This is a genomic window from Campylobacter sp. MIT 97-5078, assembly GCF_006864455.1.
Classification (GTDB): Bacteria; Campylobacterota; Campylobacteria; order Campylobacterales; family Campylobacteraceae; genus Campylobacter_D.
In genome coordinates this window covers 1-849 of record NZ_QHLK01000043.1, presented here as the reverse complement: position 1 = coordinate 849, position 849 = coordinate 1, and the positions used below count along the sequence as shown (strand labels likewise).

Here is an 849-nt window from a genome sequence, read left to right as displayed (position 1 = left end):
CCACCAACATAAACTACCCCAGATCAATTATTAAACGAGGGGTAGTTTAAGGATTTAGAAAGTTAAGTTTTGTATCACACTTTGAAAGCTTTCAAACAAATCTATAAAAAGCTTGTTTTAGAAATTAAAAGTATAGCGAAGTCCTACAGCATAAGGTTGTTTAACTTTACCATCGCCTTCATCAAATTTAGGACCAACTAGACCAAATCTACTCCAAAGTTCAAAACCATGAGTTTGAGTATAGTTCATTCTTAAACCAAGATTGATACCAAGATCAAAACCATTTGCTTTTGCATCACCATAATTTTTGACTTTGAATTTATTGTTTGCATAATCAAGGCTTAAACCACCAAAAGCACCATACTCAAGATCCCCACTTCTTAAGAAGTTATAAAGCACATCAGCATTTACGCCTAAGTCAAATCTTTCAAGTTGAGGATTGTTACTACCTTTAGTAGCTTTAGTTCCAAAAGTAAGATTTGCATAACCTCTAAACCCTAAGTTTTCATCGAGGAAGTATTTATAACCGCCAACTAAACCATAGCGAAAGCCACTATATCCACTATCATCATCTGCTTTGTGTGAAGCATAACCTCCGTCAATACCACCAAAAGCACCTGATTGTTCTGATAAAGCTGCTGAAGAAGCTAGAGCTGAAACGAGAGCAAAGCTTGTTAAAACTTTTTTCATGTTACACCTTTCATAAAAAGTAAAATGAGAAAAATTCTATCCCCTCACACTTAATATAAACTTAAATAGCTTTAAAAATTACAAAAAAATGAGAATTTTTTAAAAAAAGATTAAGTTTGTTTGAAAAGATGAGTGAATTTGATAAAGATGAGTGAAAAA

At 32.6% G+C, this 849-nt stretch carries 1 protein-coding gene; it reads right to left on the bottom strand.

Features of this window, described 5'->3' with window-relative positions; genetic code table 11:
* Positions 1–117: 117 nt before the first annotated feature.
* Positions 118–690: an outer membrane beta-barrel protein gene (locus DMB91_RS08735; protein WP_052043187.1), complete on the bottom strand. Its 573-nt coding sequence runs from the start codon at positions 688–690 to the stop codon at positions 118–120.
* Positions 691–849: the final 159 nt, after the last annotated feature.